The sequence below is a fragment of the Psychrobacter arcticus 273-4 genome (genome assembly GCF_000012305.1).
GTDB classification, from domain to species: Bacteria; Pseudomonadota; Gammaproteobacteria; order Pseudomonadales; family Moraxellaceae; genus Psychrobacter; species Psychrobacter arcticus.
This window is the reverse complement of the sequence record NC_007204.1, coordinates 1,008,199-1,021,679: the sequence shown is the minus strand read 5'-3', so window position 1 is coordinate 1,021,679 and position 13,481 is coordinate 1,008,199. Positions and strand designations below refer to the sequence as shown.

At 42.4% G+C, this 13,481-nt stretch carries 14 protein-coding genes; 4 read left to right on the top strand and 10 right to left on the bottom strand.

Annotated features, from left to right (window positions below; translation table 11 throughout):
* The first annotated feature begins 127 nt into the window (after positions 1-127).
* From PSYC_RS04440 to PSYC_RS04420, 4 genes are all read left to right on the top strand, one after another.
* Positions 128-1,291: an iron-containing alcohol dehydrogenase gene (locus PSYC_RS04440; RefSeq protein ID WP_011280132.1), complete on the top strand. Its 1,164-nt coding sequence runs from the start codon at positions 128-130 to the stop codon at positions 1,289-1,291.
* A gap of 51 nt (positions 1,292-1,342) precedes the next feature.
* On the top strand, positions 1,343-2,242 hold the full coding sequence (locus PSYC_RS04435) for an SMP-30/gluconolactonase/LRE family protein (RefSeq protein WP_011280131.1): 900 nt from the start codon (positions 1,343-1,345) through the stop codon (positions 2,240-2,242).
* Between the two features lie 160 nt (positions 2,243-2,402).
* Positions 2,403-2,816 carry a PaaI family thioesterase gene (locus tag PSYC_RS04430; protein ID WP_011280130.1) on the top strand — a complete coding sequence of 138 codons (414 nt, stop codon included), beginning with the start codon at positions 2,403-2,405 and terminating at the stop codon, positions 2,814-2,816.
* 114 nt (positions 2,817-2,930) lie between these two features.
* A protein-coding gene (locus PSYC_RS04420) for an IS3 family transposase (protein ID WP_187147107.1) occupies positions 2,931-4,018 on the top strand; the annotation gives its coding sequence in 2 pieces (ribosomal slippage) (positions 2,931-3,183 and positions 3,183-4,018; 1,089 coding nt in all).
* Positions 4,019-4,083: 65 nt separating this feature from the next.
* On the opposite strand, the gene PSYC_RS04415 is transcribed toward PSYC_RS04420, so the two are convergent.
* The 10 genes from PSYC_RS04415 to PSYC_RS04370 form a co-directional block, all read right to left on the bottom strand.
* A complete protein-coding gene (locus PSYC_RS04415) occupies positions 4,084-4,908 on the bottom strand; it encodes a sulfite exporter TauE/SafE family protein (RefSeq protein ID WP_011280128.1) in 825 nt (274 codons plus the stop codon).
* Between the two features lie 197 nt (positions 4,909-5,105).
* Complete coding sequence (locus PSYC_RS04410) at positions 5,106-5,609, bottom strand: flavin reductase (protein WP_187147106.1); 504 nt, start codon at positions 5,607-5,609, stop codon at positions 5,106-5,108.
* Between the two features lie 210 nt (positions 5,610-5,819).
* Positions 5,820-6,848, bottom strand: coding sequence for a methionine synthase (locus PSYC_RS04405; RefSeq protein ID WP_041757581.1), 1,029 nt, complete (start codon positions 6,846-6,848; stop codon positions 5,820-5,822).
* 76 nt (positions 6,849-6,924) lie between these two features.
* Positions 6,925-7,935 carry a DUF1852 domain-containing protein gene (locus PSYC_RS04400; RefSeq protein WP_011280125.1) on the bottom strand — a complete coding sequence of 337 codons (1,011 nt, stop codon included), beginning with the start codon at positions 7,933-7,935 and terminating at the stop codon, positions 6,925-6,927.
* Between the two features lie 287 nt (positions 7,936-8,222).
* Positions 8,223-8,936: a DarT1-associated NADAR antitoxin family protein gene (locus PSYC_RS04390; protein ID WP_041757971.1), complete on the bottom strand. Its 714-nt coding sequence runs from the start codon at positions 8,934-8,936 to the stop codon at positions 8,223-8,225.
* Between the two features lie 299 nt (positions 8,937-9,235).
* The gene (locus PSYC_RS04385) at positions 9,236-9,916 is read right to left on the bottom strand and encodes a hypothetical protein (RefSeq protein ID WP_011280123.1); all 681 of its coding nucleotides are present in this window, start codon (positions 9,914-9,916) and stop codon (positions 9,236-9,238) included.
* Positions 9,917-10,162: 246 nt separating this feature from the next.
* Positions 10,163-10,258 (bottom strand): TIGR00366 family protein, encoded by a 96-nt coding sequence (locus PSYC_RS11530; protein WP_264622174.1) that lies wholly within the window; start codon positions 10,256-10,258, stop codon positions 10,163-10,165.
* A gap of 233 nt (positions 10,259-10,491) precedes the next feature.
* Positions 10,492-11,136 (bottom strand): glutathione S-transferase, encoded by a 645-nt coding sequence (locus PSYC_RS04380; protein WP_041757578.1) that lies wholly within the window; start codon positions 11,134-11,136, stop codon positions 10,492-10,494.
* A 502-nt stretch (positions 11,137-11,638) separates the two neighbouring features.
* On the bottom strand, positions 11,639-12,736 hold the full coding sequence (locus tag PSYC_RS04375; RefSeq protein ID WP_187147105.1) for a flavin monoamine oxidase family protein: 1,098 nt from the start codon (positions 12,734-12,736) through the stop codon (positions 11,639-11,641).
* A gap of 28 nt (positions 12,737-12,764) precedes the next feature.
* Positions 12,765-13,457: a cupin domain-containing protein gene (locus PSYC_RS04370; protein ID WP_011280120.1), complete on the bottom strand. Its 693-nt coding sequence runs from the start codon at positions 13,455-13,457 to the stop codon at positions 12,765-12,767.
* Positions 13,458-13,481: the final 24 nt, after the last annotated feature.

The window sequence follows — 13,481 nt, the reverse complement described above, 5'->3', positions numbered from 1 at the left end:
CATGAAATGTTGGAGTTTCAAATAATTAAAATTTCAACAGGAACTTATGGCTAAATAGATACTTTATTTAGCCTATTAGGTTCATGACAATTTCGAATAACCGCTCATCTATACAAGGAAGAATAGAATGATAGGAATAGAGTTTTATACTAACGGACACATCGTTAGCGAAGCTGACAGCATGCGCCAAAAGCTAGGGGATTTAGCAAAGCAATACTATGCAACATCTGCCATTATTATTACAGACGCTGGCATCTCTGAGCTGGGCTACGTTGATATCGCACGGAAGTCTTTAGAGAAGGCCGGTGCTAATGTCGTTGTTTTCGATAGTGTCGTTGCTGATCCACCTATTGAAGTCGTCGAAGAAGCTATCGAACTTGCCAGAGCGAACCAGTGTGATTTGGTCATCGGCTTAGGAGGTGGCAGCTCTATTGATACTGCGAAAATTGTCGCGCTATACCCCAATGAATTTGAGTCGGTCAATGAGCTTTTAGAGGCAGATATTAGTGGTTTTAAAAAAATGCCGCTGTTTGCGATTCCCACCACTGCAGGTACTGGCGCAGAAGCTACCTTTGTATCTGTAATCACAGCAAAAGATGGCAGCAAAAAAGCCATATACACGCCTAAAATCTTACCTGATGTCGCGATTTTAGATGCAACGCTTACCCTTAAGCTTCCTCGCCATATCACTGCTGCCACTGCTCTAGATGCTATGGTTCATTGCATTGAAGCTTACACGAGCCGCACTAAGAAGAACCCCATTTCAGATGCACTGGCTGTTAAAGGCTTGCAAATGCTGTGGAGCAATTTTGACAAAGTGCTCAATCACGGCGATGACATTGATGCTCGCACTGAGATGTTATTAGGTTCAACTCTAGCTGGCATTGCTTTTGTCAACGCTTCCGTAGCAGCTGTACATGGACTCTCCTACCCACTTAGCATCAACTTTCATGTACCTCATGGGCATGCTAACGCGCTCGTCATGTGCGGTGTATTTAATTTCAACTTACCGGTAGCAGCACCCCTTTATGCAGAATTAGCTCGTGCGGTGATGCCTATCGAAACTTCTGGCATGAATGATCTAGAGGCTGCCAATCAATTTATCAATCAACTAAGAGACTTCTTAAAAACAAGTGGTCTAAAGTATCGCTTAAATGAGTTAGATATAACAGAACAAGATATCCCTGCGTTAGCTGATATAGTCATTAATACTTATGCTCGTCTCATTGAAACCAATCCAATGAACATGTCTTTAGAAGAGGTAAAAATGATATACAAAGAGATACTCTAATAAGCACCAAGTTTCTTCAATAATTTTGTCTATAAATCAAGGAAGATAGTTATGTCAAAATATGAGTCAGAAGTGGTTGTTGATGGATTTCATTACCTAGAAGGACCTCGCTGGTATAAAGATGCTTTATGGTTTGTCGATTTTTATACTAAAGGTGTTTATCGTGTCAATGATGAAAGCGTTGCAGAAAAGATTGTCCATGTAGAACAACAGCCATCTGGTTTAGGTTGGCTTCCTGACGGTCGTATGCTTATCGTCTCTATGAAAGATCGTAAAGTCTTACGTTTAGAGGACAATGGTGAGTTAGTCGTTCATGCTGATATCTGGGATCATTGTGAGGGGCATGCTAATGATATGGTCGTTGCGCCTAATGGCAATGCTTATGTTGGGAATTTCGGTTTTGACTTGATGGGTGGGGCTGACCATAAACAAACTGGTCTTGTATTGGTTAAACCTGATGGTAATTCTCAGATTGTGGCAGAAGGTTTGGCCTTTCCAAATGGCATGGTTATTTCTGCAGATGAAAAAACTTTGATCGTTAATGAGCTGTTTGGCAATAAAATATCACAGTTCGATATTAATGCAGACGGCACTCTGGGAGAAAAACGTGACTTTGCTAATTTTGGAGATTTAGGGGATGAGCCGAATTTAGGCGCGCGTATAGAGAACGCAAATATCTTACCTGATGGTCTCGCACTAGATAGCGAGGGTGCTGTTTGGATTGCAGATACTTTGAACCAGCGTGCTGTTCGTATTAGTGAAGGTGGTGAAATTTTAGACATAGTTAATACTGCACCTGACGGTATTTTTGCTGTTGCTCTTGGCGGACAAAACGGCAAAACATTGTTTATGTGTGCGGCACCTGACTGGGATGAGGCGTCACGTACCGCTGAGACTAAAGGTCGTATGCTATCTACACAAGTTAAAGTTGGGCATGCTGGTACGCCCTAGCTTAAGAATACTCAACTAAAAATATTTCGCAAGCGTCAAAAATATATCTAGATACTACTTATTATTTATAGTAAGGAACTAGAGTTGACCAGGTCACAATGAACCTGAGTGCGAAGAACGGATAGTGAACAACAAGGATAATTAAACCACAGGAGTATGTATGTCTGCGACCAAAGAAGAGATAGTTGCCTTTATGGCATTAGAGTTTCCTCAAACCAAATGTAGGGTTGAAGCAGTAGGTGACAATGGTTCGACCTTATCACATGATATTGGTATAAATGAGCTGCGTCCTGGTAGTACGGTCTCTGGCCCTGTATTGATGAGCATTGCTGATGTCGCAATTTATGTAGCGATACTTGGTAAGATTGGTGTTGTACCGTTGACAGTGACGACGAGCCTTACCATCAATTTTTTGCGTAAACCATCAGCAGAAGCTCGTATTATTGCTAAGTGCACCTTGCTAAAAACAGGTCGCACGCTCATCGTAGGTGAGGTTTCTTTGTACTCAGAAGGCTCTAGCGAATTGGTCGCACATGTTGTTGGCACATATTCCGTACCACCCAAGCATGATTAAGCAATCGTCTCAGCAGCATTTTCTAGGTCGTCATAGTTTGTGGGGTAATCCCCCCAATAAATAAGAACACCTAGAAATAGAGATTAACTGCTAAACTACCAGCAGGAGATTCTTATGAAAAAGACACGCTTTAGCGACAACCAAATCGTCAACATCCTCAAACAAGCAGAACAAGGCGTACCTATTGCTGAGCTGTGCCGCGAGCACAATGTCGGTCAAAGTACCTTCTACAACTGGCGTTCAAAGTATGGCGGCATGGATGCCTCTTTGATTGCGCGTTTAAAAGAACTTGAAGTTGAAAATGCTCGTCTTAAAAAGATGTATGCCGAAGAGCGTCTCAAGTCAGATATCCTACAGGATGCTATGTCAAAAAAGTGGTAGCGCCGCTTGGGCGCAAAGCATTAGCTAGTCACTATATTAAAGATTATGGCATCAGTATCCGCAGGGCTTGCTTGATCTTTAATATCAGCGTGACCTGCTATTATCATAAGTCTGCGGCTTCTGACGAGAATAAGCAAATAGCTGACTTGCTTATAGAGCTGACCACCCAGAATAAGAACTGGGGCTTTGGGTTGTGCTTCTTAACCCTGCGTAATGTGATTGGACTACCTTACAATCATAAGCGTGTGTATCGCATCTACTGCGAGCTTGAATTAAACCTTAGAATCAAACCTAAGCGCCGTATTAAACGCGTTAAACCCGTACCACTTGCCGTACCTGTAGAACCGAATCAAAGCTGGAGCATGGACTTCATGCATGATGCTTTAACCGATGGCAGGGCATTTAGACTGTTTAATGTCATTGATGATTACAACCGAGAAGCCTTAACGGTTGAGATTGATTTCTCACTACCAGCCCAAAGAGTCATACGTAGCTTAAATCAGCTGATTGAATGTCGAGGTCGCCCTGATCAATTAAGATGTGATAACGGCCCTGAATATATCAGTAATGCGCTCAAAGACTGGGCCTTAGAACAAGGCATTACGATAAGCTATATTGAACCTGGCAATCCACAACAAAACGCCTATGTGGAGCGCTATAATAGAACCATGCGCTATGATTGGCTAAATCAGGAGTTGTTTACATATTTAGATCAAGTCAGAGAGCAAGCTGAAGACTGGTTATACCACTATAATAATGAGCGCCCTAATATGGGTAATGGCGGCTTTACGCCTATACAGAAACTAAACCAGGCAGCTTAATTCTATTGATTAAGTGTCTTATGCTTGGGATGATTACCGTGGCACCTAGACACAACTATGAATACTTAAAGCAGCCCTTTAAAAAGGAAGTAACATCCCACGACGGTTAATAATACCGCAAAACATTTTTTTAAGAGCTGTGGTGATAACATATGAGCGACTTTCGCACCTAGCTTAGCGGTGAAAAAACTCATGATGCTAATCCCTAAAAAGGCATAAATGTGCACAAAGCCAATCGTATTGGGAACATTGACTTCTTGCTGCATCCCAAAAACCATAAACCCTAACGCACCGGCAATGGCGATAGGCAGACCACATGCCGCTGACGTGCCAACCGCTTTTTGCATGACCACACCATAACGCGTGAGGTAAGGTACCGTTAAGCTGCCGCCGCCGATACCCAAAATGGCAGAAGCCACACCTATAACCCCGCCTGCCGCTAATTGCTTAGACTTTGAAGGCAATACTGCATTGCCATTGCTGGCACTATTAATATTACTATCTAGCCTCTTTTTGCCATCAGTAAACATCTTATAGCCGAGCCAAAGCAAAAACACACCAACAATAAGCTGAAGATACAGCCCAGATATCTGTCCTGCGATCCCTGCCCCTAAAAAACAGCCAACCGCTAAGCCTGGTGCTAGGTTTTTAAAAACAGGCCACATGACTGCACCCTTTTTATTGTGTGCCATCAACGAGCTTATAGACGTGACAATAATGGTCGCCAGTGACGTACCTAAAGCCAAATGCATGATGCTATCAGGACTGTAATCCATTCGGGTAAAGACGATAAATAGCAGCGGTACGATAATCGTTCCACCGCCCACACCGAAGAGCCCAGCAGCAAATCCTGCTAGAGCCCCTATTATTAAGAAAATTATTAGTTCCACAGGATAATTACTTCTCGTTTAAATGATTGGTTAAAGAGTTACTTAAGGCGTAGGCTGCAAAAAATTTACACCAGCAATACGGTAGCGACTTTAAAGTATTTCAACTATAGTAAGTGTCATATTATACGGAAATTCTATTTAAAGAATTTCCCTTGCAAAGCTAAAATTACCGTGCAATTTTTTACGCTTTTCATGACTTAAGCGCTTTCTACTTGACCAACTTGATGATAAGCACGATTAAAATAAACCAAACTTTCATCAGCTCTGCCTTGTTGCTCAGCTTGTTTGATGGCGACAACACGGCACATAAAAACACTGTGCGTACCAACTTCCTGAATGTGATCAATCTCACAATCAAAACTGACCAATGCATCCTCTAAAACAGGAGCGCCTGTTACTAGTTCAGTCCAAGAGCCTTGTTTAAATCGCTCCTCTGAACACAATTTGGAGGCAAATGCATTGGATATATCTTCATACTGTGCGCCTAACACATTGACACTTAAGATTTTATTTTCAATGAAATGAGTATATGACCGAGACGTCTGATTCATGCAGACAAGCAAGGTTGGCGGGGTATCTGTGACACTACATACCGCAGATGCGGTAAACCCATGACAACCAGAGCTGCCTTTTGTGGTGACGATATTAACCGCCGTCGTTAGCAACGACATGGCGTTTCTAAAATCAGTTGCTTCAATCATACCTTTAATCATTGCTGCAATCCTAAATTTTGGCTCAGTAAGTACTGGCAGGTACTGATATAGTCGGTGAAAAGTAATATCGATACAACACGTACTACTGGTGCAAATTTTTTTTGCTTGCTGTGCCTACGCAGACAGAGGCTGCAAAAAATTTACACCAGTAGTACTGTAGCGACTTTAAAGTATTTCAACTATATTTACGTGTAAATACTAGGCTGTCAGTTCTTGACGAACGATTTTTGCGCCTGCACTTAACGCTTTCAGCTTGCCTTGTGCCACTTGGCGAGACAAAGGCGCCATGCCGCAGTTAGTCGAAGGATAAAGTTTGTCCGCATCGACAAATTGCAGGGCCTTGCGTAGCGTATTGGCCACCTCTTCAGGTGTCTCAATGGTATTGGTTGCCACATCAATGGCACCGATCATCACTTTTTTACCGCGAATCAATTCAATCAAATCCATGGGCACATGTGAGTTTTGACACTCGAGTGAGACAATATCGATATTAGACTGTTGCAATTTAGGAAAGGCTTGCTCATATTGACGCCACTCCGAACCCAGTGTCTTTTTCCAATCGTTATTGGCTTTGATGCCGTAGCCGTAACAGATATGCACTGCTGTTTCACATTTTAGACCTTCAATGGCACGCTCTAACGTGGCGATACCCCAGTCGTTTACATCATCAAAGAACACATTAAAGGCCGGCTCATCAAATTGGATAATATCCACACCCGCAGCCTCTAACTCTCGCGCTTCTTGATTCAAGATTTTAGCAAATTCCCACGCCAATTTTTCACGGCTTTTATAGTGACCATCGTATAACGTATCAATCATCGTCATCGGACCAGGCAACGCCCATTTGATTGGCTGATCGGTTTGCTGACGTAAAAACTTGGCATCGTCAACAAATACTGGCTTTTGACGGCTCACCGCACCAACGACTGACGGCACACTTGCATCATAGCGATTACGAATGCGAACGGTCTCACGCTTCTCAAAATCGACGCCATCAAGATGTTCAATGAAAGTGGTCACAAAATGCTGACGGGTTTGCTCGCCATCACTGACAATATCAATCCCTGCATGCAATTGTTCATGCAATGACACACGCAGGGCATCTTGCTTGGCTTCAATCAGTTGCTCTCCTTCTAATGCCCAAGGTGACCAAATTTTCTCAGGTTCTGCCAGCCAAGAAGGTTTCGGTAAGCTGCCTGCGGTTGACGTCGGTAATAATAGTTTCATGTCATTCATCTTCTTATTAATTTGTATTCTATATTTCAGCTATAGTCGGTGAAAAGTAATATCGATACAACACCTACTACTGGTGCAAATTTTTCTTGCTTGCAACATCATAGCTTGCCGCCCATTCTTCAAGAATGGCTTGATATGGCTTGATAAACTGCTCTTCAGTAAACTTGCCTTGCTTCACTGCCATTTGGCTACGCTCCGCGCGGTCATACACAATTTGAGTCAGTGAATAGTCTTGGTACTTCAAGCTAGGTTGATACACTTCACCTGCCGTAGCATTGGCATTGTAAATCTCAGGTCGGTAGATCTTTTGGAAAGTTTCCATGGTACTGATGGCACTGATTAACTCAAGATCGGTGTAATCAGTCAGCAAGTCACCGGCGAAATAAAATGCCAAAGGTGCGGCGCTATTTGCAGGCATAAAGTATCGAACGGTTAAGCCCATTTTATGGAAGTAGTCATCGGTTAACGAATAGTCATCTTGTTTGTATTCAACTCCTAATACCGGATGCTGATTGGTCGTACGATGATAGGTTTTACTAGTTGACACACTGAGGCAAATCACAAGCTTGTTATTAAATTGGGCTTTATAGGCCTCTGAGTTTAATAAGTATTGAAACAATTTGCCATGTAAATCACCAAAGTCTTCTGGCGGTGCGGATACTGGCGATGTTGAATGGTTATTAAAATGTTCTGGCAACACCACACTAAAATCATAATCGCGAACATAAGATGAGAAACTGTTGCCCATCATACCGTCAATACGGGTGTTCTCTTTATGGTCAACAATCGTTGTTTTCAGCGTCTCGATGACAGGGAATGTATGACCATTGCCTGCAACATCCATATCGATAGAAATGATGTCCACCTCTACAGAATAACGGTCTGCCGTTGGATTATCCCAATGCGCCAACGCGTTAAAACGATTATTGATCATTCTTAATGTTTTGCGTAAGTTCTCTTCACGATGCTCGCCACGAGCCAAATTCGCAAAGTTAGTGGTCAGACGCGTGCTGTCTGCTGGACGATAGTTTTCATCAAAACGTATACGCTTAATTGAACAGTTAAACTTTTTACTCATGGTGATTCGCTACCCTAATCTACTCTCATTATTTGAGATAAAACCAAATTTGTGTATGAGATGAATCATACCCGAACCGAATCATGAATAAAAATGATACTATTTAAATATAAGATGAATAAAATTCATGTTTATAATTTTATGGCATGCATGGTCTTGTCCCACACCATGCTTCAGATTCAACAGCAACCTCAAGTGGCAAGACTTTTCCTGCCTCTTTACAAGCAAAAAGCCAAGAGCAATGTATTAAGGAGCTTGAACGCGAAAATAGAGCGCTGCTCTAGTGATTAGATCCAACCCTCTTCCAAAAGCTGCTCGGTGTTACTCACTTTAAAGTCATTATATAAGTTAAAAAATACCGCTGGGTCTTCAATATTATCGAGCAGCTCGCGTTTATTGAGCGCCACAAACATCGCCAGCGCATAAGCTGCACAATGGATAGATTTTTTGGGATTAAACTCCATATCAGTAAAGGCTTGATATTGCATCACCTCTTCATGCAGCTGAGGGTTTTGCTTTAGGGCATTGACATACAGCCAATCATAAAACGTCGTTAATGGCTCTACACTCCACTCCATACCGAAATAATTATAGCCAATCAGTTCACCCGAGGTGATTAATCGCTCATCCTTTTTGGCTTGTCTTGGCGGTGCTGTCAGCAAGTCAATATAGGGACCACCGTCCTCAAAAACCATACTACTTTGGAAAGCGTTTTCGACACTGTACTGCTCGCCACCATGCTCATTAGCCAGCTTTAAGCTCAATGGGCTCAGTAGAAAACTCAGCTTATTGCCCGATTTACTCGACAGCTCTAAGACGTGATTAAATCCATATTTTTTGCGAATAACTTGATGCATCTCATTGATAGATTTTTTCTTTTGCCGACTCGCAAATCCCACATGGCGCTCAAACCGAACCATGTCCGTTTTTACCAGATTGTCACTGTTGACTCTAGGCATGAATACGGGTCTTTTTTCTACCGCGTTTTGTGCTTGTTCCATAGGATTCTGTGCTTGTTCCATAGTGATGTGCCTTATATCAATGATCTTTGTACCAATGTTCTTTGTACCAATGTTCTTTTATAGCTGAGCTGGTATAAATAGCATTCAAATAAGCAGACATCTATAGTCGGTGAAAAGTAATATCGATACAACACCTACTACTGCTGCAAATTTTTCTTGCTTGCTGTGCCTACGCAGACAGAGGCTGCAAAAAATTTACCCCAGCAATACGGTAGCGACTGTAAAGTATTTCAACTATAAATAGAGCGCTATATTATGAATACTGATTAACCATCTTACTACTCAGCATCATCTAATAATTTATTAAGGGTCTCTATCATAGCGTCATCTATAATGCTGTCTTCTACATAATCCACTATCTGATAGAGAGTCGTCAGATCCATGGCGCGAATACCTAAGCTGGCTAACTGCGTATTAATCGCCTCTAAACCCTCCTTATCTTCGGCACCGTCACTCGCGAACCAATACATCTTTTCTAGCAAGGTGTCTTGTTTGGTTAATGTTGAATAGCCATCACCCTGAATGAATAAATTGAAATAATAAGGCACCTCTACATCATTAATAAAAAAGGTACGCTTACACTCGAGGGTATAGGCTGGTGCTTCTTCACCGTCAATACCTGCGTCATTTTTATTATCTTCATCCTGTTCAAGCACTTCTTTTACCAATCCCTCTAGTAGTTGGTAGCGCCCTACTTTGATTTTGTGATTATAAATAATACTGGCATCCGCGATTGCCTCAAAGATAATAGCGCTGACATCTAAAGTATGATTATCAATATCATAGAAGCTTTTTAGCGCGGGTAAAAATTCGGTCAGCTGCGCTTCAGGTACTTGGATTAGAAACTGCTGCTCGTATATCTTAATCATGTCTTCAGGTGCATAAGTATTGGCAGTATCAGTCTCGTTTCTACCGGTAGGCTGCAACGGCAAAAAATTATACGGGTTATCATTAGTCATTCGGGACGGCCTTTTATGTTTGCGAGCTTTCGTCAATGTCTGCTATTAAAAAGCAATAAGCGCTTCTAAGTGCCTATAAACCTCTTGATATGCGCTTAGAATTTATGCGGGTATTGTCGCTTATTTGGACAATTTTAGATATACAACGATAGACATACCGCTGCAATTATTTTCATAAAAAAAGACCTTACCCATCAAATAGGTAAGGTCTAAACGCTCGGTTTTCTTTATAAAACCAGATTACACTTATAAAAAAAGCAGTCCTAAACCAATCACAACGCCGCTAACAATCAGAACAATCACACAAAAACCCATGATATCCTTAGCTTTAAGTCCTGCGATTGGGAACTTTTTTTATAGGCCCAGCGCGACATACATCGCTGAATCGTCAGCAAATAGGCTGACAATAGCAAAATGAGAAAATACATTCACGTGCGCGGGTGAGGTTAGAGTGGCAGCCTAGTAGCTGTCAGCGAATGTCATTATAGGATAAGTAGCTAGAAGACGGTATGCCTAACAATCATAAGATGGGAATTTAAGAGCATTAACACTCATTAAAGATTTTGGAGAAAGGCTCAGCAAAAAATTACTGCTTCATCCCCTTCCTGCCACGGCTGAAATTTACTCATCGCTTGCAAAAAAAACGGATCCTGAAGCCAGTCTTGTAGCCATCGCTGCAGGTTTGGATAAGGCAGGCTATAAAAAATATCGCTATCGACATGAGCGAATTGACGGACAAAAGGCATGATGCCAATATCGGCAATCGTTATATTCTTCCCTAACAGATAAGTATTTTTAGTCAGTAACGCCTCTAAAACCTGTAAAAACGCTTCACCTTTTTGTCGATACTCTGTCTGGGTCATCTCAAGATGACGATCGGCGTATTTATAGCGATCGAGCCAATATTTAAACTCGTTATCGTTTTTATCAATCAAAGCATTGGCCTGCTGCAAAGTCTTTTCGTCCAAAAGCCGTTGCGGATCTTGCTGCTCAAGCGCCCATATCATTATTTCCCTACTCTCTTCAATCACCGCCCCATCTAAAAGCTGCAAAACGGGCACCGTACCTTTTGGGCTAATTGCTAACATTTGCGGCGGCTTATTTTTCAGCGTTATCTCTCGCAGCTCTACCTGCAGCTCGGCAAATAATATCCCAAGGCGGGCACGCATGGCATAAGGGCAGCGGCGAAAAGAGTATAAACGATGATAAGAAGAAGTCATGGTATGGTTCATATTTGAATTGAGATTAATGATTTTATAGGCGGAGGTTGTTTATTGCTAGAACGTATCATCATTTTAAAAATAGTAGTGACGAAAGCTTCCTTTACTTATGATAACCATGCCAGTAATTACATTCAACGGTGGGCTTGATATTTCAGAAGATGGCGCACTAATTTAAAATAGTATTTACAGCACAATGATTAAACTTTTAGTGCCGTCGTGACCGCACCTAGTCTCATTGGCGTATTGCCGCACATTGAGACGACAGCAGGACTGGCAACTATAGTCGGTGAAAAGTAATATCGATACAACACGTACTGCTGGTGCAAATTTAAAGTATTTCAACTATAGGTATCGTTGATTTACTTTTAATAATATAGTGCTGCTAGGAGGTGCTCTTTGATCACTTTAGAATAAATCACAACCTAACAAGCGTATAATATTTATCCCAGCAGCATTACTCAAGATGATGCGGTTTAGTTTTGAACTGATTATCAGTAAGTTAAGAAAATACAGACTCAGGTAAATTTTTTACTCCTATGCTTGCAGCATCGATCGCCCCAGCAAGGTAACCTGAGAACTGTGTTGACCATTCGCTGCCAATACCCGTCAGACAATTTTCCCATACGCCGGATGTTGCTTTAGAAATAGGTGCGGACGCATGCTGTCCATCACTACTTACGTCAGCGGCTGTCGACGTAAATGGCTCTTGCGACCAGTCTTTAAGATACTCTCTCTTAGGATTTTCTGCCTCTACGCCAAATAGTCGCACCAACTGCGCACGGCAATGAGTCTTTAACACCTCTTCAGAAATGCCTTGACGTACTGGCGCGGGTACTCCGATAAAACCAAATATCGCACCACTGGCGTCTACTACTGAAGCATCATGAATCTCAACCATAGGACCTTGTGCGCTTCTCGCCGCTCCTGAAAGACCTTGTTTTTGCCAAAAAGGCGTGTCATAAACCGCCACATATTTTGCATGTGGTGCCATCCAAGTGGCTGTCTCCTGCCACTGCACAGCTAGATTGGTGGGTAAAGCAGGTTGAAACGTAATGCTTTCTTGCGCCAAACGTGGTGGTAGCGCTAGCAGCACATGTTGTGCTTGCCACGCCGTTACTTGCTCAGATTCGTCTTTACTAATAATCTCAATATAATGACCAGTGTTATTTAACTGACGTACGATTTGACCAGTCGAAATGCGTGATGCATCCAAGCGAAGATACAGAGCCTCTATCAATGCTGCCATACCGCCTTTGAGCCGCATTGACGGTGGTGAGCTTTTATAGCCGTGCGTACGAACGGCAGCGTCTGCTACCGCCTGTTCAACCATCATGTCGCCCTCTTCAAACTGGGCAACAGATTCCAACTTTAATTCATCGATAAGATGCGCCAACTGCGGCTGATAATCTGGCCAAAACCAAGAGGGTCCCAAATCAAAGCTGTCTAGCGTTTGCGCAGACTTGGCAGTAGCAATACGACCCCCTAAAGTAGGGCGCGCTTCTAGTAGCACATAATCAATGCCTTTTTTCTCTAATAAATAGGCAGCATACAAGCCACTTAAACCGCCACCAATAATCGCTACTGATACTTTTTTCATATTCATTGTCTCAAAATTATCTATAAAATCAGTAAACATCAATACCGATGATTCGTGATAAATGGCCAGTTTTTAGATAAACCGTGGCACCATTCGCTCCTGCTACTATCGGCGATGTCGCATCGACAGGCAAACGTATCCAGCTACCCTTTTTATAACTCTGTCCTTTATCTAACATACTGTCCTCTATCAACTCACCTTCTATCACTAGCAGCTCAGCTCCTCTAGCAATTGTCTCAGGAAATAATATCTCACCCGCCTCTATACGTTGCAAACTCACTTGCTCGCTTGTATCCAAGAATAAATGACAGACCTCACGATTGCCTTGTCTGTGCCAATTTTTAGCATCTTTGGTATCGATAGCGACATGATGGGTTTCGTCTGCTGTCATTTGCCAAAGCTTAACGAAAATGACAGCACCTACATTACTATAAGGCTGATGCCCTGACTTGGGTGGATTGCGTAGATACCAACCAGCAGGATAATCGCTATTATCCGCAGAAAAAGTGCCTGACAACACCAAAATCTCCTCGCCACCTGGGTGCAGGTGATACGGAAAATTTGACTCAGGGGCGTAGCGTACGATACTGGTAGCACGTGCTTTTTCAGCACCAACACGGTCAAGCATCACGCGCTCAACGCCGTTTTGTGGTGATTGGACCCACTGATAGTGTTCAGGTGCTAAGGCAGCACGGCATGAAAAGTCTGCATTGATGAGCATAATATAACTTCTAAATAAGTATGA

Coding starts and splice junctions, on each gene's coding strand:
- PSYC_RS04440 (WP_011280132.1), top strand. CDS start 128: ATGATAGGAATAGAGTTTTATACTAACGGACACATCGTTAGCGAAGCT.
- PSYC_RS04435 (WP_011280131.1), top strand. CDS start 1,343: ATGTCAAAATATGAGTCAGAAGTGGTTGTTGATGGATTTCATTACCTA.
- PSYC_RS04430 (WP_011280130.1), top strand. CDS start 2,403: ATGTCTGCGACCAAAGAAGAGATAGTTGCCTTTATGGCATTAGAGTTT.
- PSYC_RS04410 (WP_187147106.1), bottom strand. CDS start 5,609: ATGATTGAAGCAACTGATTTTAGAAACGCCATGTCGTTGCTAACGACG.
- PSYC_RS04405 (WP_041757581.1), bottom strand. CDS start 6,848: ATGAAACTATTATTACCGACGTCAACCGCAGGCAGCTTACCGAAACCT.
- PSYC_RS04400 (WP_011280125.1), bottom strand. CDS start 7,935: ATGAGTAAAAAGTTTAACTGTTCAATTAAGCGTATACGTTTTGATGAA.
- PSYC_RS04390 (WP_041757971.1), bottom strand. CDS start 8,936: ATGGAACAAGCACAAAACGCGGTAGAAAAAAGACCCGTATTCATGCCT.
- PSYC_RS04385 (WP_011280123.1), bottom strand. CDS start 9,916: ATGACTAATGATAACCCGTATAATTTTTTGCCGTTGCAGCCTACCGGT.
- PSYC_RS04380 (WP_041757578.1), bottom strand. CDS start 11,136: ATGACTTCTTCTTATCATCGTTTATACTCTTTTCGCCGCTGCCCTTAT.
- PSYC_RS04375 (WP_187147105.1), bottom strand. CDS start 12,736: ATGAAAAAAGTATCAGTAGCGATTATTGGTGGCGGTTTAAGTGGCTTG.
- PSYC_RS04370 (WP_011280120.1), bottom strand. CDS start 13,457: ATGCTCATCAATGCAGACTTTTCATGCCGTGCTGCCTTAGCACCTGAA.